Below are 22,255 nucleotides of genomic sequence, written 5' to 3'. Positions count from 1 at the left end.
TACTCTTATTGGTGTATTTCCCTATCAATTTTCTTTCCATCACTAAGATATTTCCTTACCTTTTTATATTTCCTTCTGCAGCTATTTATAGTTTGTACAAACCATTTTATTTGCTATAATTTATTATCAACTCATTGATTTATCAAAAAAGTGTATATTTAAAACAGATAAAAGGAAGATTGATTTTGCAAAAAAATTATACAAAAGAGTTTAAACTGAAAGCGGTTCATGAAGTAATTAAAGAAAATAAAAAAGTGAAAGATGTCGCAGAAGAATTAAAAGTACCAATTGGAAATTTGTACAAGTGGCTTAATATTTATAAACAAAGCGGGGAATTTTATGGCAAGGGTCATGCAAAAAGTGAAAACAAAAAAATCCTCAGAAACCTAGAAATAGAAAACCAAATCCTAAAAAAGGCTCTATTTTTACCAAACAAAACAGAAGTCATTTTTGAATTCATTTACGAACACAAAAAAATCTTTCCTGTTCAGACAATGTGTAGATTGTTAAAGGTATCTTCAAGTGGATATTATAAGTTTGCTAACAGCACTGAGAGCCTAGAAGAATTAAGATATAAACAAATAGTAAAACTAGTTAAAGACATATATTTAAAACACGGACCTGATATAGGCAGTCCTAGAATTACAGAAATAATAAATCACAACGAACCTATTACGTCCCAAGCGACTGTTGCTAGAATACTAAAAAATCACAAAGAGGAATGGCATGCTAGCAACTCACGATTTCATAAAGACGAAGATGTAGTACTACATTTTCACAATAAAAATACATATTTTGATATGAATGCTGGTAAATACTATCATCAAGAGTTTGCTAAACAAAAAATTGAGTCATTGTTAGACTCCACCTATTTGCATGATTTTCATAAACACAAAAATAGAGATTCTTATTCTGTAGATGGATTTACTCTGAATGACAATTTGGCCATACAGGGAGAAAACCTTATTATTCTACATAAATTGAAACAATACTTTAGAAGAAAAATAAAATTAATATATATTGATCCTCCTTACAATACAGAAAGGTCTGACTTAAGCTATCATGACAACTATTCACGTTCGGATTATTTACTGTTCTTAAAAAATCGTTTAGAAGTAGCAAAAGACTTACTAAAAATAAGCGGATCCATATTTATACATTGCAGTAATAAAGAACAGGGGTATTTAAAAGTGCTTTGTGATGAAATATTTGGTGAGGAAAACTTTGTTAATCAGATTGTATGGAGGAAAACTTATGGTCAACAGAACACTTCACAAATGGCAACAACAAAGGATTTCATATTAATTTACGCAAAAAACAAGAAGTATTTACAATTGAACAGATCTAATATATCCGCCAGCCAATTAAAATCTTATAAATATACTGATCAACATGGTAGATTTCGCATTGATAGAATACAGAATAAAAGAAATGGTTACTATCACTATCAAGTAAAAGCACCCAATGGTGAATATATCGAGAGCCGATGGGATTATCCCAAAGCTACATTTGAAAATTTGTTAAACAACAATCTAGTTTATTGGTCGAATGGTAATGTTCCTTCTAAAAAGGTTTATTTAAATGAAGAACCTTCTAAGGTTGTTAATGATTTATGGACATCTAAAGAATATGGTTCAACTCAGAAAGCAACTATTGAACTAAAGTCTGTTATTGGAGAAAATGACTTTACATATCCCAAGCCAGAAAAGCTTATTAAAAAGATCATTGAATTAGCCTCTCTGGAAAATGATATAATGTTGGACTTCTTTGCGGGGTCTGGAACTACTGCAGCTGCTGCATCTAAACTTAATCGTCAATGGATTTCCGTCGAATTAAACAAAGATAACTATGATTTAATCATTAAACGTCTACAAAAATCTATAACGGATTCACAATCATTTATTTCTTGCCAGTTAAAATAATAAGAGACCTCCTCAAGTATGAGTTGGTCTCTTATTTTCTAATAGTATCCATTAAGATTTATATTTCTTCTTTAATTTAGAAACAATCCCTGGTAATTCATTAGATAATGCCATATTGTGTTCAAGTAAGTTATTTGTTTTAGGATTCTCAATCGAAGCATAGTCAATACTGTTCGTTATATCATCTATATATGGAATTTCATCTGGGTTTGAAACAGAATATGCTTCGATTGCCTTCTCAAATATGACACTGTCAATGCCCCAGTCTGCTGATACTTGATAGACTTCCTTACGAAGCTGTTCTTTTCGCCAATTATCGTACGCTTCATCAAAATTAATATTGCTTGGAACATTGCCTGGTTCTAATTCTTCTGATACAAACCGTCTTAATAATTCGGCTTGTTCATAATCCCCCATATTGCTCACTTCTTCAATATTTTGATAGATCAAACGCAGTGTCTCCGCATCTACTGTTTGTACCCCTTCTGTCGTAGTTGCTTGTTCACCCATTAATTGAATAATATAGTGTGCATCGATTCGTTGCGAACCTGCCAGTTTCGCTTCACCGAGTGGCAAGATTGGTGTGTCGTCTTCAGGATCATCTTTATCATCTCTGGTTAAGTTCCTGTATGCCCCTACATACTGCATCCATTCATGCTCCGTTACACCAAATGCCTCATCTACCCAGCTAAATTCATAGTATTGCTGAATTTTATTCAATTGACTATTCGCTTGTTTAAAAGCTTTTACAAATGCTTCTTTTGTTTCTTCATCTTTTTCGAGCTCTTGCCAAGTTGTTGGATCTCTCAATATCTCCATCACTTCTTGGGAGTATTCTACAAATGCTTCTACCGCTTCAGGATATGGTTTCACTATCGCTTGACTACTTTCGCCACCACTTCCATATAAAATCAGTGCCTCATTAACCATTTCTTCTGTTATACGAGGATACTGGAAATTCACAATCGAACCAAATTCCTTTTCCTTCCCATAAATCCGATTCGTTCTTGAATATGCTTGAATGAGTCCTTGTAATGCCAACGTACGATCCACATATAACGTATTAATAAATTTAGAATCATAACCTGTGAGTAACTGGTCTGCGACAATCACAAGGTCGATGTTTTTAGGATTTCGTCCACTACCACCTCGTGTCGCTCTCTCGACTACATCATCATAATACGCATCTTCCCCTCGGCGTTTATCACCATACGTGTATTCAATGCCAGTAAAGGACGCATAATCTTGAAACATTTTTTGTATCAGCTCTGGATCGGTTGGGTCTGGGTCAGCATCTGTTCCAAAACTAAAGGTCATGGCCACATTAATATGAATATCATCTCTTTTGGCTAGCTGTTTTTGAAACTCTTCGTAATAAGCGATGACACGATGTTTGAAAGCAACGGTTAAAATCGCATTAAAAAACCTATGCTGTGACTGTTCTTCCCAATTATTTAAAATTTCTTCGACGACTCTTGGAATATGTGTTTCATCCTGATAAAAGAGTAATTTATTTTGCTTGGCTGCTTTTTCAACGTCTAAATCCGACCATTCATAGACTTCTCGCTCAATCTTCCGCTTCGGTGTATCTGGTTGTTCTTCTAACTTATAATCAGCAATCTGTTCTCTTAATACATCATAGCTTTCAAATTCACCTGTATTGATATAATCCACGTGAAAACCTAAGACGTTTTTATCCGCAATGGCTTCGTCAATCGTATATTGATGTAATAATGGCCCGAAAAGCTTTTCCGTTGTATTTATCAGTTCACTTTTTTCATTGATCATACCTGAGATGTTATTTTCATCGAATAGAGGCGTTCCTGTAAAGCCATAAAACAATCCATTTTTCCGGAAATAGTCTTTAATCGTTACCATCATGTCACCCATGGTTGTTCGGTGCGCTTCATCAATAATGAACACGATTTTCTTATCAGCTAAACGATCATCTTTCCCTTCTTCTAAGTCTTTTACGAGATTATTTAATTTGAAGGTTGTCGTGACAACGATATTGGACGTTGCCGACATTAATAGCTTACGAAGTTGATAGGTATGTGCCGTATCATCGACTTCCACTGATTCATATTCTGAATAAGCTTTGAAATTATCACTTGTCCGACTATCAAGTTCCTTACGATCCACTAAAAAGACGACCTTATCAAAACCACCTCTAATAGATAAAAATAACGCTGTTTTAAAACTTGTGATAGTTTTTCCTGATCCAGTCGTATGCCAAATAAAACCTCCATGTTTAATCTTATCTTCATTATCCCAACCTAATGCAGCTCCTTCAATCGCTTGAAGTGCATGCACTTGATAAGGGCGCAAGAGCATATGCTTTTGATTTTCGACATCTTTTGCTTCATCAATGACTAAATAATCGCCCACCATTTGATGTGCCATCGGGATCATTAAGAAATGGCCAACCACATCTTCCCAATGATTAATCGGCTCATTATCTTTATTTGCCCAATGAAATACAAAGCTCGGATTAAACGCTTGAATTGATTTCGGTGTCGCAAAATAACGTGTAGCGACTTCTGACGTCATGACCATCATTTGCGAGAAAGCCATGAAATTATTCACATACTCGCCATCCCGATAATATCGCTTAAATTGATTAAACGCTTCTTCTAATGATTTATCTGTACGTTTTTGTTCTATGTTAATGAGTGGTAAACCATTGATAAGTAAAACAAGATCAAAACGATTTCCGTTTGCAGACTCTACTTCACGTGCAATTTTATAACTCGAGTCCCCACCACGTACTTGTGCCTTTTTAAAAATCGTTAACGTAATCTGTTCACGAGTGACATCTGGATGCGTATCCCGATAAATACCATCAATTTTACCAGTCGATTGTTCCATCGCTAACATTTTGGCCGCTTCATAACTATTATCAATTTGCGAAACCTTCTCCATGACTTGCGCAAATTCATTATCTGTCAGTGGAATTCCTTCTAAGACATCTGCGTTGATACGATTAAGTTCCCCTCGCCAATGGTTCACTAAGTCTTGAACCGTCACTTTTTGTTTGTTACCGTCTAAAAAGGCCGGTGCTTGCCATTTATATTTTTGTAGTTCTTTTACAAAATTGTCTTGAAAAGCTTTCTCAGACACATTTTTAGCATGATTGCTCATCGTAAATCCTCCTTCCTACACAAACATTTCTTCTAAATACGCTTCCTTCATTTTTTGTAGCTTATCTAGTTTCTTTTCTTCCATTTCGATTTGATTATCTAAGTTTTTGAAAAATGATCCTATTTTTTGTTGTTCTTTTTTATTTGGCAAACAAAACTTGTAACTTGTTAATGTTGGTAATCTAAGTGAATCAACAGTCGCTTTTACCGTGTGTTTTAATGCATGTTGTTTAAATGTCGTATGCATAATATAATAAATGAACTTTCCATCTACATTTTCGTCGAAATCAGAAATTTTATAAACCCTTTGATGATAGTTAAATTTACCATTGTAATAATGATATATCTCACCCAATTTCCCTTCTCCTGGGATTAAAATTGCCTCACCATCATACGTATAAGTGTCACTATTCTCGATATTTTTAGAACGTACAAAGAATGGATATTCTCCATCTGAAACAGAGTCCTTAACATCACTTTCTCCAGTGTTTATAAATGATATTTCGCCTAATCTTTTTGTTTTCCATTCATCCTCAAACCCTTTAAATCGTCTTTTCGGTACGGTTTCCCCTTCTTTGGGGAACATTTCCGTTAGATAAGCTGATTTTAAATCTTTGACTTTAGCAATCTTCCGTTCTTGATTTGCTATGCGTTCGTCTAAAATATTGAAAAACTCTCCGATTCTTTGTTGTTCTTTTATAACTGGTAAAGCCACTTCTGTTTCTTTAATTTGCTTTAGTCCTAAATTTTTAATTGTAGAACCAGTTAAATTGTTTAAAAAATAGTTATATACATTTGGAGTTTGCAAATAATAAAATATATATTGTTTTTCATTTTTCTTCAATATAATAAAAGCAACACTTTTTCCAAGCATAATTTCTTCACCATTATAGAAAGCTAAATTACCAATAGTACCATTAACAGATATTAAAATAGTGTCAGTATCTAACAACAAATCATTGGATGATTGTTCATATTTAGTTACAGTTTTCGTATCTTTATAAAAATTAATCTTTCCATTAAAAATATTATTTCCATTTATAAAATAGACACTACCATTATCATCGTACTTTGGGGTGCCATGGAGGCCGTCACCAATCTTCTGAGATGTTTCTTCTAAAGTTATAACGTCCCAATTCTTTTCAAACCCTTTAAACCTTCTCTTAGGCACCAACCTTTTCTCTCCCATCACTCTGTCACCACCAATTCTTTTAGCATCTCTTCAAATTGTGCTTCAAGTGACTGACTTTCCTTTTCAATCGTTTCTAACGTATCCGCATATCTTGCTTGTAACTCTTTCAAGGTATCCAATTCATTTTTAAGTGGAATCTCTATCAATTGTGTCATCTTATCTGTTAAATCACCAAACCATTTTTGATACATCAATTGCTCCATTTCTTCATCTGTTAAATTTTCAATTTTATCTTCCACTTGTTCATTTAATGCTTTTTCTTTTGCTTTAATCTCTCTAGTTAATGCAGATTTTTCATCTAGTAAGTTTCTCACTTTATCCAATAGTTCATATTCATTTGAATCTTTTTCTACATTTTTTATTTCTGACCTAACTGCTGAAAGTGTAAAATCGTCTTCTCTGGCATTTAACGCATCCCCTAATGCCGCTTCTTCCTCACTTTCTTCTACTTTTGCCGCTTCGACAAGTTCATTGATTTCATCCGTAATGGATGCTAAAGATGCTTGTTTTGTTTCTACTTCTTCTAATTCATCAGTATAGAGCTCTTGTAAGATAAGTTCATTCGGCACAATCGCACCAATCCAACCATCCTGTTCTGTTCGTTTTGTTTTACCCGAACCTTTGGTCACCATATTAGGTTCACGTGTTCTTCCAACGGTGTAAAAATCACTGATTGCAATTTTCTCCGTATCTTCTGCGAGCATCTCTTCCCATAACTCTGCGATGATCTGATAACCTGCATAAGTACTGACATGATTGAATTGTTTTAACAACTGTTTGATTTCCGTTAACATATCATCTTTCAGTGGCTCAACATTATTAACATCCTGAACTGTTTTTAATTTTTCCCAATACGTATTCATATAAGTGTATAAAGATTTTTTTAAGTCCTCTATTTGCTTTTGAACTGTTTGATTAGCTAATACGTTCTCTGTTAATTCATCTATGGATGTCGTTAATTCTACATAACCCGGACGTACTTCTCGAAAAGCATCATAAAGAACATCTTTTGCCATATCATGTAACACCGTTAATTGTTCAATCTGGTGGATAGGTATGCCACCATATAAATGCGCATCTACATCTTGTGCAATATCTTCATCGATTGCTTCGATATAACGTGGAATGTTTAAATTATATTCGTTTTCCTTAATTTCTTTTTGCGTCGCTTGATGGCTATAGCCTTTTTCTTCCGTTCGTTCGATATATGTATCTACGATTTTGGAAATATCTTTTTCTTGCAATACATTTTGTTTCCCTTCTTTGACAAAGGCTTTTGATGCATCAATCATCAAGACAGGGTCATCTAATGCACGATTTTTCTTTAAAATAATCACTGTGACGGGAATTCCTGTATTCGTGAATAATTTGTCAGGTAAACCAATCACCGCATCAATATGATTTTTATCTAATAAACGTTTACGAATTTCGCCTTCTGCTCCACCACGGAATAACACTCCATGTGGTAGAACTATTGCCATTGTTCCTTCTTGACCCAAGTGGAACAGTCCATGTAATAGAAACGCATAATCTCCTTTAGAGTCTGGTGGTAAAACTCCTGCGATTTCAAAACGAGGATCCGTCACTTTCAAACCTTCTTGGTTCCAATTTTTAACCGAATAAGGCGGGTTCATGACGACCGCATCAAATTGGACCCCTTCATTCGGACGTTCAGGATCTTCTGGCCAATCTTGCGCTAATGTATCTCCATTATTTACTGTCATTTTTTCAGGACGAACGCCATGTAATAATAAGTTCATGCGTGTTAAGTTGTAAGTTGCGGTGTTTTTCTCTTGCCCGTAATAATGAAGATCTTTTCTGCCTTCTTCATTTAAATGTTTTCCCACCGTTAATAGTAAAGAACCCGAACCAACTGCTGGGTCATAGATCGATTCTACACTAGTTGTTTTCGCAACAATTTGCGCCATGACTTCACTTACTTGTCTAGGTGTATAGAACTCGCCAGCTTTCTTTCCGGACTCCATCGCAAACTGACCAATTAAATATTCATATGCATCGCCTAAAACATCGCCTTTTTGAAGTGCAACCATGTTCAAATCAGCAAATAGCTCAATTAATTGGCGAATATTTTTACTACGTGCATTCAAGTTACTTCCTAAAGCAGAATCTGTTAAATCAATCGTTGAACTGGAGAATAACCCTTTGAAGTCATCAATATCTCCAGTAGTCGCGACGGTACGTTCAAAGCTTTGTAAACTTTCCGTTACTTTTTCGAGTTCAAATGTACCTTCTCGAATATCTTTCAGCCATGTTTGATATAAATGATGCGGCAAGACATAATAGCCAAGCACATTTTGGATCATTTTAATTAAATTATCGCCATAACTCGCGTAAGCATCTTGGTAAGTTTGAACAATTTCCGCTTCCGTACCTTTCGTTCCACTTGTCGTTACAAATGTCTCCAGTGTTTTATCGCTCAAGAATTTATAGAACATTAAACCTAGCATATAATCTTTGTATCTACTTGCGTCCATGGAACCCCTCAGATTATTCGCTCCGTCCCATAGCCTTCTTTTTATTTCTTCTGATGTAATCATTCATTTTCCCCCTAATATATGTATATCACTATGTACAATTTGATGTTTTCTAATAATCCAGTCACTTCATTTTCGTACCTGTACAAATCAATCTTTCTATCCTATATGATATCATTTATTTTCTAGAAGCACATAAAAAGACATGGTTCAAAATAATTTAAACCATGTCAATCTTTATAAATGCTATTAAATTTTGATTTGTTTTAATGCCCGATATAAAGTTGGCTTAGATATGCCCGTCATTTCCTCTACCTGCTTATATGTATGTGTATCTTTTAGCTTCATTGCATGATCCAATTGTTTCCTAGAATATTTTCTAGGTCTGCCTTCTCGAAAGTCTGGATCCTGTTTTGCCATCATCTTACCTTCCTGTGTTCGCTCAACAATCATATCTCGTTCGAACTCGGCAAAAGACATCATGATATTAAAAATTAATCTACCAGTAGGAGTGTTTTCGATAACTCCCATATTTAGAACATGTACTCTTACACCCAAATCAAAAAGTTGTTTGATGACTTCAATGCCGCCTCGCACACTTCTTGCAAATCTATCTAGTTTTGTAACAACTAAAGTATCCCCTTCTTCTAGCACGTCTAATAATTTGTTAAATTCTTTTCTATCCATTTTAGTTCCTGTAAATTTTTCCGTATAAATATAATCACAATTCTCCTCTTCCAACATCTTCAGCTGGGAACGCAAATCTTGTTCGATTGTTGAAATTCTTGAATATCCGTATTTCACACCGCATTTTCCTTTCCACTTATGATATTAAGTTTTGAACCGCTATAAAACCTAATGTACCGTGGAGTCAGAAAACACTTCAAATCTTAAAAGTTATGATACGTTTAGTTAAAAACTGCTAGAAAGGCAGGTCTTGTGATACTTTATTTAAAAATCAAAAACCTTTACAGAAAATCTATTTATTAAATAAGAATTATTTTTCGACATATCCAGGAACCATGAATTCTTCTCCTGTAATTTCTGATGCAATTTCATCTATAAATTGATTTGGGGAATTCTTTATAAACTCCGACAACAGCCAATTATGTTGAGCATTTAAATGTTTGTATAACAAAATGTTTTCATATCTAGATAGCTCACTCAACCTATGCATTATTGCAAATGTTATCATTAGAGAATTATGGTCTATTATAGTTTTCAAGCCTACACGTTTTATATACCATAGCCGTGTCAAGCCAGTTATATAGAAAGTATTTTTTCTGATTCTTTGATGTTTATTAGACAGTCTTTTTATACTTTGATCTTTAGTAATATTGTTTGTACTAATCCATTTAAATTTTTTCTTAAATCGAATGGAATCATTACTTTTAGTGGTATAATCCTTTTCAAAAAAACTTGGCAATTTATTTAATGTATGTCCATTTGCATAGTTTTTATCTAACCTAGCTGTAAACCAACTTTCACTAGAATTTGTTTTTTTTACAAACCTAGGTTCTTTAATGGGGATAAAGAGTTCTGGTTCTTTAAAAGTTAAACAATATGCTCTATGTATATAAGGCAGATTATACAGCAATTCTTTTAAATTATATTTTTCATTTTTAACTATTGGTTGATTAAAGTAATTTCCTAAAGCCGGTAATATTCCACTTGTTAAAAAAGTTACATGTTCATTTGGTAAATGAGCTGTTCGCTTGTATGATTTACCAAAAACGCCATGTTTATTTGAAAAAGATACTTTTTTAACAGTAAGTAGTGTTTTTGTAGCATTTAAAAAGCAATAATATAATGTAAGAGGGGAAGATGTTAATGGTAACATTTTTGAAGCCTCATAAAAGTGCTTCGCTTGTTGCCAATAAAAAATAGCCTCGTCCATTCCATTGTTCCTTTTTAGCCACATTTCAACGTAATCCCATGGATCGCTTACTAATACTGTTTTATTTCCAAATTTAGGATTTACTATAGTTTTATGTAATGAAATCTCTTTTTGATTATATTTTATCGGCCGTATATCTATTTTCATACGCCCCCTTTACTAACATTCCTTATCATCAAAAATAAACCTCCAAATATATTCAATTATCCGTAGTTATTTAATCAACAATATAGCACTATTAGCAGGATGATATTCGTGCGATAAGAACTGTTATATTAATAAAATTCTCTAAAACCTCTTTCGTTTACAAATTTTCAGATGTATATAGAAAAAACCTTACAAAATCGCTTCCGAATTTCGATATTCCAAAGCGTTCTTTTGACTTCATTTTGATATTTTTCTCTTTTAATTCGGGTAATCTCTTTTTTTTACCTTTAAGGATGTTTTCAAATTTACTATTGTAATCTTTGATATGATTAATAATTCCATTAACCGAATCAAATAATTTTTCAAGATCAGACGTACTTTCTTGTTCTGTTTTCGTAGTCAATAAACCTAATCTAAACAAATTATTTTGGACTGACTTATATTGATCATGTCTTATACTATACTCATCAACCACTTCATAAAATGACTTCGTACGAGTAAAATATATATCCCTTAACACCGCAATATCTACCATGCTTAAAGAATTCAAGAGATTATAGTACGTCAAAACAAAGTCTTCTGATAAACTATCTGGATCATGAGTCGTTATATTCACAAATCCATTAACAAAAAACTCAACCTTATCCACTTGCCGTTCATTTTCTATATAATCCATTACTATACCATGAAGTTTATTAATTTTTTCCTCATAGTTACCCCAATTATTTTCCATATTGTATTGAATTTCATCTACTTTCAACGAAATTGCATCAATATATTTCATAGTATTTTCTCTGTACCTTCTTAATTTATAACCCTGTACTACGCCATAAAGACCAGGTATCGTTGAAGTTGTCGCATCAGATGCTATCTCCGACAATCCATCGGACAAAAAATGTGAAATATGCTCCTTCATTGTTGAAGCTCCAAGCTCCGATAAAGTGTTTAAAAACCACTGAATCCCTTGGTCTTTAAACGCCATGAGTGCCTTGCTCTTATCCATTACCATGTCTCTCCCCTAGTCTGATTTACGAATAACTACTCATTTTAATTGTATTATATCATTCAAAAAGTCTACTTACTATGCGGATCTTCATTTATAACTGCTTTCATTTTCTTGATAAGTAGACTTTCCGCTAGTTATATAAATTTCTAATGAAATTTTCTATTATTTCACAAACACGGATTTGACCATGTTTTAAACTAGAACAATTAATCTGTTAATCACATTATTCCTACTTATGATAATTATTTACAAAAAATGGTCGGATATTTTTGCCATACTATATAGTTTTTATATCTTTCCATTCTCATGAAATTTAAAGTTAAGAAGAACATACGTTGATTAAGTTCGAAACAAATAACTACACGATTTTGATTGAGTGTAACCAGAATTCTTCATATCTATTAACACGTAAAGAGGCTTCAAAGTTTGTCCCTAAACGATGGCTATATAAATTGTGTAAGGGGCTCAAATAACACATAACTATACTAATTGTTAATGTTGCAGATGCACCACCTAATGTAAATCCATCTGTTTTTTCTCCCGAAGAATAACTCTTTTCCACTTTTCTATCCCCTCTTAACTTCAACAATCTGGCAACATTATTGAACAAAATACATTTGAACATCATTGTAGCATATTCAGTTATCACATTTAATATTGTCTCTGGTTCTTAATCATTAATTAATTTTGTTTATTACTAAATTTGTTAGGCTCCTTTTTACTACGTGATTTTTTTCCATTAACTTAAAAGTAATAATGCGTTTCTCAAAATAAAAAGGCTTACCTTAAGAGCATATCTTTTAATGTATATTTTTACAATCGTACACGTTTGCTTAAAAGCCTAAATTTATATTTAGTAATTAATTTTTGCTAAATGTTTAAGTTCTTCATCTTGATCCAAAGGACAAGATAGTTCATTGCAACGTACAATTAAACGATCTCTTAATTCAAATATTGCTATAACTTCTATCTCCCCAGTGTTCCCATCTACCTTATCTACAGTGATAGTATATCTAAGTGTTGCAGTTTGTTCATCTTCATCAAATAAAAAATCATAAAATGGAGATATAGATATTGACTTTACAACTTCATGGAGTACTGAAATGTGATTGGTAAATTCAGTTATATTAGAACTAACTCCATCAGTTGTTTGAATATACTCCTTACTAAAGTAGTAAGGTATTTTTTCTATTCTCATAGCTACTAAGATCTCCTGATAAACTTCTGTTAAAAAATCATAAGCCTGCTTTTTGTTCATGACATACACGCTCCTTATTTTATAATTGCTCTGACCACTTATTTAAAAACTTAGTAATAAGCTGTAATTCATCATCGGTAAATTGATTTAATAATTGTTCATACTTCTCTCGTGCTTTTTGATGCATTTGTTCATGAATTAAAACAAGATCTTTTCCTGTATTTGTTAAACTATAAAAAACTGCCTTTTGATTACTTTCTTTCTTCTGAGAAGTAACTATACCTTTCTCCATTAAAGCATTAATGGCTTTCGTTACTGCTGGTTTTGAAATACCTAATTGATTTGCCAAAAATGTATTATTTGATTCACTTGGTTGTTCATTTATTAAAGCTACAATATGCAATTGTGTCAAAGACAACTTACCCTCAGAAAATCCATGATGTATTAATAAACTTTCTGCTACATCATTTTGTTGCTTTTCATTCTTTTCACGCTGTAAAATAAAATTTTCAATGGCCTTCAACGTTCTTTCTTTTGGTAAACTTTCCAAACATTATTCTCCTCTCCACTTTTGTTAACCGGTTAATAATTGTAGTTTACCAGTTAACAATAATGATGTCAAAATTAAATAGAATTGTAAACTCTGTATAAATTAATTAGTTATTAAGGGTGCATGCACTGCCGTCGCATCAATATCATTAATCAATGTGCTCTTCAGTTAAATCCGTTCAGTGCTTTTTATATCATTAATAATACATCTATATTTATACCTTCATTCTCTCCACTTTTATGATAATTCTACTTTTCACACGTTTTATTAAATTCTTCTTAACTTTTGAAAAAGATTGATATATACTGTCATGCCAATGCTGAGTCTTCTTACGATACAGTTTTAAAAGAAACTTTTTTCGTTTATGATAATTTTTTTCCATTTTAGTAACTAAATTCTTGCTAATATAAATATATCATCTTCTTTATTCTTTTTATCTTTGTTAAAAAATATAACGAAAGGATGGCGATGAAAATGGAACATTTCAAAGAACAAAGTAAATATCCGTATTTACTAACTAGGGAACAAGCCGCTAACTTTTTAGGCATTGATCCCAAATCGTTCGACAAGTACATTCGCTCTCATGACAACTTTCAGAGGTTCATGCTAGGGAGACACGAACGATACACAATCAAATCATTAATCGAATTTATAGAAAAACACGCATGTTAAAACGGTTGTTAGTTTGGTAAGTTACTTTTACCAGACTAACACCACAAAAATTATTTTTTATTATGAAAGGAAAGATATTAAATGGGAACAATCTCAAAAAGAAACAAATCTTATCAAGCGCAAGTTTCATTTTATAAGCATGGTAGACAAAATAGAATCACAAAAACATTTCATGTAAAATCAGAAGCAAAACAATGGATTCGAAAAATGGAGTCTTTTAAAGACGACAATATAAAACTTAACAAATGGAAGATGTCTTTTGCAGAGTTCTTCGAAGATTATATTTACAACGTGAAGAAACATACTGTTAGAGAAAGTACATTTCAAAATTATAGACAGGCTTTAAAAATCATTAAAAAGTATGCACCAAATTTAGAAGTCAGACATTTATGCTATGAAAATGTGCAGCACTTAATTGACATATATTCAGAAAATCGTTCTAAAAGGACTTCAAAAGATTTTATGGACAAAATCAAACCAGCAATCGCACATGCTAGTGGAACACAATTAATCTCAACTGACTTCTCTCGTCTACTAGAATCTAGAGGCTATGATGCAGATGATAGAAATATTGTCTTATCAATTACTGAATATAAAAAGCTCAGGAATTTTGTAAAAACAAATCATAGTGAATTAAACACCTTTATCTTTGTTATAATGGAAACAGGTCTTCGAAGAGGTGAATGTCTGGGGCTACGACCTGAAAATATAAGTAAAGATGAAATACATGTCAAGGAATCGATTGCACCAAACACGTCTGATACTGAATTGAAAAACAAAGCCGCCTGTAGAACAATCCCTATAAACGAAGATGTGTATAATCGATTAATGTCCTTACCTATTAATAAAGATGGCTACTTTTTCGATAAAAAATTTGATCAAAGTAAAAAGTTAAAAAGAATTTTAAAGAAACTAGGAATCACACAAACAACGATTCATGGATTACGATCCACTTATGCTTCTATCGCATACAGTCTTACAAAGGATGATGTATACATTATAAAATTAATGGGACATCGAGATTTTTCAGTTACGAAAGAATATTACATTGATATTCTAGACGAAGATAACATTAAACTAGACAGCAAAATTAAAACGTTCTTATCTGATTTTTAACCCTTTCTCTTCCCCTCTTCCCTATCCTTCAATATTTTATAATACAGCATTTCAACAAACATCTATTTACCGATGTTTTTTTATTTTGTACAAATTAACGTTTTGCATATATGCTCATCTTGTATCTAACTAACACTATCCATATTTATAAAGGAGTTGATATGGTGGGGTATATAACTAGACGGGGGAATTCTTATCTAGCACAAGTATCAATTTATAAAAACGGTAAAAGTAACCGATTAACAAAAACGTTTAAACATAAAGCCGATGCTAAGAGGTGGGTTTTAGAAAATGAATTATCAAAAGCAAATGGTAAAGATCTTGCGAATACATTAACTTCCTTTGCAGAGTTCTTCGAGAACTGGATTCACCTAGTTAAGCGAAATGATGTTAAAGAAACCACGTTTCAAAATTACATGCGAACTGCCGAAGTAATTAAAGAACTTTTTGGTGATATTCGTTTAAAAGACTTAAATGACATTATGGTACAAAAGAGAATCGATACATATGCTGAAACACATTCACGAAAAACCACTCATGAAGTTTTACTAAAAATAAAAACCGCTTTAAGAGATGCTTATGCTCGTGGATACATAGTCAATGACTTTGCAGGTCTCGTTAAAACAAGAGGAACAGATCCTCCAAAAAGAAATCGTGCCTTATCTATTACAGAGTTCAAAAAACTTCGTCATTATATTCTAAAACATCCTGAAAATGAATTTCACATCCTTGTTCTTCTTGCGTTAGAAACGGGCATGAGACGCGGCGAACTCCTTGCGATTCGTCCTGAGTCTCTTTATGAATATGGTGTTCAAGTAAGACATTCAATCAGCCCAACATCTACTGACACCTCTCTTAAAACAAATAACGCTAAACGTGATATTTCTATCAACAAAGAAGTTTACAATCTCGTCCAGTCCATTCCCGTTAAAAGTAATGGTTACATCTTTGACTTTGATGCCTTTAAACAGTCTGAACGACTTGCAACTTTATTAGAAGAACTAAATATATCTAGAACTACATTCCATGGGTTAAGAGATACTCACGCATCATTCTTGTTTTCTCAGGACATTGATCTTGTTTATGTATCTAAACGTTTAGGACACGTAAACATCCAAACTACTCAAAATTATTATCTGGAACTCATGCCAGAGAAGAAACATGAACAAGAGGATATAGCTCTCAACCTGTTACGAGACTTATAAAAGCGTACAAAAAACACCGACATTTCTGCCGGTGTTCTAAGCAATTTTTATCTTTGTATATAAATTTGCATCAATTAACATCACTAAGGGCATATAAACCCTTGGTGTGACAACATTCCACTTAACGTTTTGAGAACTGTGGAGCACGACGAGCTGATTTAAGACCGTATTTCTTACGTTCAGTCATACGTGCATCACGTGTTAAGTATCCTTCGCGTTTTAACGTAGAGCGGTATTCAGGATCCGCTTCTAGAAGCGCACGAGCGATACCATGACGGATTGCACCAGCTTGGCCAGTGAAACCTCCACCATGAACATTAACTAATACATCATATGTGCCTTCTGTTTCTGTAGCAACAAGCGGCTGATTCATGATTAATAGTTGTGTTTCATATGGGAAATAGTCTTTTGCTTCACGTTTATTAATAACTACACGGCCATTTCCTGGAACTAAACGTACACGTGCAGTTGATTTTTTTCGACGGCCAGTGCCGTAATATTGTACTTGTGCCATTGGTTTTACCTCCTTTTATTATCCACGAAGCTCGTAAACTTCAGGTTTTTGTGCATGATTTTTGTGTTCAGATCCTCTATATACGTGTAATTTTTTACCCATTTTACGGCCTAATGGACCTTTAGGAAGCATTCCTTTAACCGTTATCTCAAGCATTTGCTCAGGGTATTTTGTACGCATTTCATTCGCATTGCGTTCTTTTAAACCGCCGATAAAGTTTGAATGACGATAGTACATTTTATCATTAAGTTTATTACCAGTTAGTTCAATTTTTTCAGCATTAATGATGATTACATGATCACCAGTATCAGCATGTGGTGTGTAAGTAGGTTTATGCTTACCGCGAAGAATCGAAGCAACCTCACTTGCTAGTCGGCCTAATCTTTGACCTTCAGCATCCACAACAAGCCATTTGCGTTCAATATTGTTTTCATTCGCCATGAAAGTTGTGCGCATGATTGATTTCCCTCCATATTTCATTCGTTCATTTGTTGTTATTCCTATATTTCAACACAATTAGTTTCCGGGGCTAATCATGGTTTAGAAATAAATTGCCATAGATCATAATATACCAAATTAGGGCTATTTGTCAAGTTTCCTCGTGCATTTCAACTATTTTAATGAATATTTTACATCCCATAAATATAAGCCTTGTGGTGGTACTGTTTTCCCCACAAGTCTTCGATCTTTTTTTGCAAATAGGTCATGTACCTCTGATGCATTCCTTTTTCCTTGCCCAACATCTAATAGGAAGCCAACCATGATACGTACCATATTATACAAAAATCCATCCCCGCGAATGATGAATTCTATTTCATTCCCATTCTGGTTGCATGTTACTTCATAGAGTATTCGTTCTTTGCTTCCTTTTACTGTTGCTTTTGCAGAGGAAAATGCAGTGAAGTCATGCTTCCCTTCAAAGTATTTACAAGCCTCTTTTATTGCTTCCATGTTTAGGGGACATTTAAAGAGATAAAAATAATTCCGTTTAAAAACATCGGTCCCCTCTTCATTCCATACATAATAGCGGTATTCCTTTTCAATCGCATCGAATCGTGCATGGAAAGAACTTGGTACTTTTCTTGTCTCATGTACATATATATCGCATGGTAGTAGTGTATTTAAAGCTTTCTTCCAATTATGCTCCGGAATCTCGTACGGGCTTTCAAAGTGAAATGTCTGACTTTTAGCATGTACACCTGCATCCGTACGTCCTGAGGCTTGAATCCGAATATGTTCTCCTTTGTGTACTTTCATTAAAGCCTTCTCCAGTTCACCCTGCACCGTGCGTATTTTTGGCTGTGATTGAAAGCCAGAAAAATCTGTACCATCATAACTTATCGTACATTTCACCTTTTCCATAGCCATCCACCTGTTTATCAATTTCTAGTATACAACAAGAGAGCAATAACAATTGCAAATAAGATATAGACAAAGATATCACGTTTTTCAATCTTTAATGCACGTAACTTTGTACGCCCTTCCCCACCATGATAGCCACGCGCTTCCATTGCCATTGCTAAATCTTCCGCACGCTTAAACGCACTGACAAACAGTGGAACTAGTAATGGAACGATTGCTTTAGCACGTTCTTTAATCGGTCCTGTTTTAAAATCAACCCCTCGCGAAGCTTGAGCTTTAGAGATCTTTTCTGTTTCTTGCATCAGCGTTGGTATAAAGCGAAGCGAGATCGACATCATTAACGCAAGCTCGTGAACAGGAAATTTGATTTTTTTTAGCGGCTCCAGCATATCTTCAATGGCATCTGTAATTTCAATAGGCGTGGTAGTTAACGTTAAAAGAGAAGTTACAAGAATCAGCAAGAAAAAACGCATAGCGATAGCGAAACCTTGAATGACACCACCGGAATATACTTTAAATGTATATATTTCAAACAATACCGTTCCTTCTCTTGTCACAAACAAGTGTAATATAAATGTAAATATAATTAAAAACCAAACGGGAGTTAATCCTTTTACAATATAATGAATGGGGATTCTTGTTATAAACATACTCAGCAGTGCAAATACAATTAATACACCATAGCTTCCAACTGAATTAGCAAGAAAAACAATAATAACAAAGAAAAATATAATAGTCATTTTTGTTCTTGGGTCTAACCGATGGACGATCGAAGAACCCGGTACGTATTGTCCGATAATAAAGGAATTACTCACTTCGAAGCATCCCCTTTCACAACGTTGCGAATCGATTTGGCTATATCTACAATCGATTGCCGCATAAAGGGAATTGGTTGATTGAACTTCTTTTCAAATTGATCTAAAAATTGTATGACCTCAGGAACATCAAGCTGCACGCGATGGAGTGCTTCCTTTTGAATGAATACTTCCTCCGGACGGCCTTCCATATACTTCGTACCTTTATTTAAGATAATGACATGATCTGCATATTTTAGTGCATCTTCCATACTATGTGTAACCAAAATCGTTGTTAAATTCTGCTGCTTGTGCATACTATAAAACATATGCATGATTTCTTTTTGTCCACGTGGGTCTAATCCTGCAGTGGGCTCGTCCAAAACAAGCACGTCTGGTCTAACTGCTAACACCCCTGCAATAGCCACTCTCCGCATTTGCCCACCACTAAGGTCAAATGGGGAGCGTTTTAGGAAATCAGATGAAAGACCAACAAGGGGAACGATTTCATGAATTCGCCTTTTGATTTCCTCTGCATCTACATGAAAGTTTGTAGGCCCAAAGGCAATATCTTTTTCCACGGTCTCCTCAAACAGTTGATGTTCTGGATACTGAAAAACCACTCCAATGCGGCTTCGTAGTTCTTTCATATTTTTGGGTTTTTTATCCTTTGTCAGAAGAAAGTCTCCTACCCTTACTTCTCCCTCACTCGGAACAACAAGCCCATTTAAATGTTGAATTAGCGTTGATTTGCCAGAGCCGGTATGACCGATAATCGCTACAAATGAACCCGAAGGAATATGGAAGGATAAATCATCGATCGCTTTATGGGCAAAAGGTGAATTTTGCTGGTAAATATAATTTACGTTTTTAAATGTAATGTCCATAAATCCTCCAGTAATTCCTCGTGGTTTAAAGGTTCATGTGAAATAGCTATTCCAGCATGTTTTAATTCATCTGCTAGAATGCCGATAAAAGGTACATCTAATCCAATTTTTCTCAACGCATCCTTTTTCCCAAAAATATCACGCGGTTTTGCTTCTTCCCAAATCTCTCCGGCATTCATTACAATAACACGGTCTGCTTGTACCACCTCTTGCAAATCATGCGTAATCGTAATTAATGATAACTTTTGACTTGTTTGCACATTGGAGACTGTTTGCATAATTTCTTTGCGACCTTTAGGATCGAGCATCGCAGTCGCCTCATCTAAAATTAAAACCTGAGGAAAAATAGCTAGTACGCTCGCAATGGCTACTCGCTGTTTTTGTCCTCCTGATAGACGATGTGGCTCGGTAAATCGGTAATCTTGCATATTAACAGCCGCTAGCGTGTGATCAATTCGGCGAATCATCTCATCTCTGGGAATGCCTCGGTTTTCCATCCCAAAGGCAACATCATCCTGTACAGTTGTCCCAACAAATTGATTATCGGGATTTTGAAAAACCATTCCGACATCTTTGCGAATATCCCATATGTTGGCCTCATTCACCTGTTTTCCATTAATAATGATTTCGCCCTCTTGTGGAAATAATAATCCATTCATTAGTTTTGCAATGGTAGATTTACCTGAACCATTATGCCCAATGATTGCCAACCACTCATTTTCAAAGATTTCAAATGAACAGTTTTTTAGCACCCAAGGTTGCTCTTCACCATATCGAAAAGACACATCTTTAAATTCTACTAATTTACTAGACATTTTCGGCTCCCCCTATTAGATGTTGTGCACCTTGGAAAAACAGATATATTACCTAAGTGTATTGGCATGTTAACGTAGTAATTTAATATTAATGAAACTATTTGAGTGGACATATGGTGATACCCCGACACTTTTTTACTAGTAGAAATACTAATAAAAAAAGGGCCTGGATTCACCTCGTGGAAGAGATTCTGTCCTGCCCTTGACGCGCACAAGTATCATTAAACTAGTTCAATGATTGCCATTGCCGCTCCATCACCTTGGCGATCACCTAGTTTAAGAACACGTGTATATCCACCTTGTCTGTCCTCATAGCGTGCAGCAACGTCATCAAAAAGTTTTTGAATAACATTATTGTTTTCATCCGCTTCTTGGTTATATAGGAAAGCTGACGCTTGGCGACGTGCATGAAGATCTCCACGTTTTCCTAGCGTAATCATTTTATCAACGATAGATTTAAGTTCTTTCGCTTTTGCTTCTGTTGTCTCAATTCGCTCATGAATGATTAAGTCAGACGCAAGGTTGCGAAGTAGTGCCATACGATCTTCTGTTCTACGGCCTAATTTTCTAGCCATGGACTATCCCTCCCTTTCTTGATGCTTGGGCGATTGTAATCATTAGTCGTCGTTTCGTAAACTTAAACCGAGGTTATCTAGTTTAGCTTTAACTTCTTCTAATGATTTACGACCTAAGTTACGTACTTTCATCATATCTTCTTCAGATTTATTAGAAAGTTCCTGAACCGTATTAATGCCAGCACGCTTCAAACAATTATAGGATCTGACTGATAGATCTAATTCTTCAATTGTCATTTCCATTACTTTTTCTTTTTGATCTTCTTCTTTTTCTACCATGATTTCCACGTTTTGTGCTTCATCCGTTAAACCAACAAAAATATTAAGGTGTTCCGTGAAAACCTTTGCCGCTAGAGAAACAGCCTCCTCTGGGCGTATGCTTCCATTGGTCCAAACATCTAATGTTAATTTATCAAAATTAGCAATTTGTCCTACCCGAGTATCTTCTACCTGATAAGTAGCACGTGATACAGGTGTAAAAATAGAATCAACTGGAATTACACCGATTGGCTGCTCATCATGCTTGTTTTCTTCAGCTGGACGATAGCCACGACCACGTTCTGCAGTGATTTTCATATACAAGCTACCTTTACTATTCAGTGTAGCAATTGGTAGTTCTGGATTTAATACTTCTACATCACTATCATATGTTAAATCTGCAGCCGTAACTTTACCTTCTCCTTGTACATCAATTTCTAGTGTTTTTGTTTCATCAGAATAAATTTTAAGGGCTAGCTTTTTTAAATTTAAAATAATCGTAGTGACATC

At 34.3% G+C, this 22,255-nt stretch carries 20 protein-coding genes; 3 read left to right on the top strand and 17 right to left on the bottom strand.

The window, feature by feature from the left end; translation table 11 throughout:
* The first annotated feature begins 185 nt into the window (after positions 1-185).
* Positions 186-1,922 carry a DNA methyltransferase gene (locus tag GZ63_RS17105; protein ID WP_029268459.1) on the top strand — a complete coding sequence of 579 codons (1,737 nt, stop codon included), beginning with the start codon at positions 186-188 and terminating at the stop codon, positions 1,920-1,922.
* A gap of 51 nt (positions 1,923-1,973) precedes the next feature.
* Here GZ63_RS17105 and GZ63_RS0108170 read toward each other — a convergent pair whose 3' ends face one another.
* From GZ63_RS0108170 to GZ63_RS0108130, 9 genes are all read right to left on the bottom strand, one after another.
* A complete protein-coding gene (locus GZ63_RS0108170) occupies positions 1,974-5,063 on the bottom strand; it encodes a type I restriction endonuclease subunit R, EcoR124 family (RefSeq protein WP_029268457.1) in 3,090 nt (1,029 codons plus the stop codon).
* Between the two features lie 15 nt (positions 5,064-5,078).
* Entirely contained in the window at positions 5,079-6,251 is a 1,173-nt protein-coding gene (locus GZ63_RS0108165; RefSeq protein ID WP_029268455.1) for a restriction endonuclease subunit S, read from the bottom strand.
* Positions 6,251-8,812, bottom strand: coding sequence for a type I restriction-modification system subunit M (locus tag GZ63_RS0108160; protein WP_029268453.1), 2,562 nt, complete (start codon positions 8,810-8,812; stop codon positions 6,251-6,253). Before GZ63_RS0108160 ends, GZ63_RS0108165 begins: the two co-directional genes overlap by 1 nt.
* 186 nt (positions 8,813-8,998) lie before the next feature.
* A complete protein-coding gene (locus GZ63_RS0108155) occupies positions 8,999-9,553 on the bottom strand; it encodes a recombinase family protein (protein ID WP_029268450.1) in 555 nt (184 codons plus the stop codon).
* A gap of 193 nt (positions 9,554-9,746) precedes the next feature.
* The gene (locus tag GZ63_RS0108150; protein ID WP_029268448.1) at positions 9,747-10,793 is read right to left on the bottom strand and encodes a YaaC family protein; all 1,047 of its coding nucleotides are present in this window, start codon (positions 10,791-10,793) and stop codon (positions 9,747-9,749) included.
* A gap of 157 nt (positions 10,794-10,950) precedes the next feature.
* Positions 10,951-11,796 carry a hypothetical protein gene (locus GZ63_RS0108145; protein ID WP_156947707.1) on the bottom strand — a complete coding sequence of 282 codons (846 nt, stop codon included), beginning with the start codon at positions 11,794-11,796 and terminating at the stop codon, positions 10,951-10,953.
* A 361-nt stretch (positions 11,797-12,157) separates the two neighbouring features.
* Positions 12,158-12,361, bottom strand: coding sequence for a hypothetical protein (locus GZ63_RS0108140; RefSeq protein WP_029268443.1), 204 nt, complete (start codon positions 12,359-12,361; stop codon positions 12,158-12,160).
* A gap of 291 nt (positions 12,362-12,652) precedes the next feature.
* Positions 12,653-13,057: a hypothetical protein gene (locus GZ63_RS0108135; RefSeq protein WP_029268441.1), complete on the bottom strand. Its 405-nt coding sequence runs from the start codon at positions 13,055-13,057 to the stop codon at positions 12,653-12,655.
* 19 nt (positions 13,058-13,076) lie between these two features.
* On the bottom strand, positions 13,077-13,547 hold the full coding sequence (locus GZ63_RS0108130) for a MarR family transcriptional regulator (RefSeq protein ID WP_029268439.1): 471 nt from the start codon (positions 13,545-13,547) through the stop codon (positions 13,077-13,079).
* A gap of 753 nt (positions 13,548-14,300) precedes the next feature.
* On the opposite strand from GZ63_RS0108130, the gene GZ63_RS0108120 reads away from it, so the two are divergent.
* Both GZ63_RS0108120 and GZ63_RS0108115 read left to right on the top strand, forming a co-directional pair.
* Entirely contained in the window at positions 14,301-15,335 is a 1,035-nt protein-coding gene (locus tag GZ63_RS0108120; RefSeq protein WP_029268435.1) for a site-specific integrase, read from the top strand.
* A gap of 161 nt (positions 15,336-15,496) precedes the next feature.
* Positions 15,497-16,540 carry a tyrosine-type recombinase/integrase gene (locus GZ63_RS0108115; RefSeq protein ID WP_029268433.1) on the top strand — a complete coding sequence of 348 codons (1,044 nt, stop codon included), beginning with the start codon at positions 15,497-15,499 and terminating at the stop codon, positions 16,538-16,540.
* 121 nt (positions 16,541-16,661) lie between these two features.
* Here the strand turns inward: GZ63_RS0108115 and rpsI are convergent, their stop codons facing one another.
* The 8 genes from rpsI to GZ63_RS0108075 all read right to left on the bottom strand — a co-directional run.
* A complete protein-coding gene (rpsI, locus tag GZ63_RS0108110; RefSeq protein ID WP_029268431.1) occupies positions 16,662-17,054 on the bottom strand; it encodes a 30S ribosomal protein S9 in 393 nt (130 codons plus the stop codon).
* Positions 17,055-17,072: 18 nt separating this feature from the next.
* Positions 17,073-17,510 (bottom strand): 50S ribosomal protein L13, encoded by a 438-nt coding sequence (gene rplM, locus GZ63_RS0108105; RefSeq protein ID WP_029268429.1) that lies wholly within the window; start codon positions 17,508-17,510, stop codon positions 17,073-17,075.
* 156 nt (positions 17,511-17,666) lie between these two features.
* Positions 17,667-18,416, bottom strand: coding sequence for a tRNA pseudouridine(38-40) synthase TruA (truA, locus tag GZ63_RS0108100; RefSeq protein WP_029268428.1), 750 nt, complete (start codon positions 18,414-18,416; stop codon positions 17,667-17,669).
* Positions 18,417-18,433: 17 nt separating this feature from the next.
* Positions 18,434-19,231, bottom strand: a complete 798-nt coding sequence (locus GZ63_RS0108095) for an energy-coupling factor transporter transmembrane component T family protein (protein WP_029268427.1) — start codon at positions 19,229-19,231, stop codon at positions 18,434-18,436.
* Entirely contained in the window at positions 19,228-20,097 is an 870-nt protein-coding gene (locus GZ63_RS0108090) for an energy-coupling factor ABC transporter ATP-binding protein (protein ID WP_029268424.1), read from the bottom strand. The genes GZ63_RS0108095 and GZ63_RS0108090 overlap by 4 nt, the downstream gene beginning before the upstream one ends.
* Positions 20,073-20,912, bottom strand: coding sequence for an energy-coupling factor ABC transporter ATP-binding protein (locus GZ63_RS0108085; RefSeq protein WP_029268422.1), 840 nt, complete (start codon positions 20,910-20,912; stop codon positions 20,073-20,075). Before GZ63_RS0108085 ends, GZ63_RS0108090 begins: the two co-directional genes overlap by 25 nt.
* A gap of 221 nt (positions 20,913-21,133) precedes the next feature.
* Positions 21,134-21,487, bottom strand: a complete 354-nt coding sequence (gene rplQ / locus GZ63_RS0108080) for a 50S ribosomal protein L17 (protein ID WP_029268420.1) — start codon at positions 21,485-21,487, stop codon at positions 21,134-21,136.
* Positions 21,488-21,529: 42 nt separating this feature from the next.
* The coding region (locus GZ63_RS0108075) for a DNA-directed RNA polymerase subunit alpha (protein ID WP_029268419.1) at positions 21,530-22,255 on the bottom strand (726 nt) is incomplete at its 5' end.

The organism is Virgibacillus alimentarius (assembly GCF_000709085.1).
GTDB classification, from domain to species: domain Bacteria; phylum Bacillota; class Bacilli; order Bacillales; family Amphibacillaceae; genus Virgibacillus_B; species Virgibacillus_B alimentarius.
This window is presented reverse-complemented; position numbering and strand designations above follow the sequence as displayed.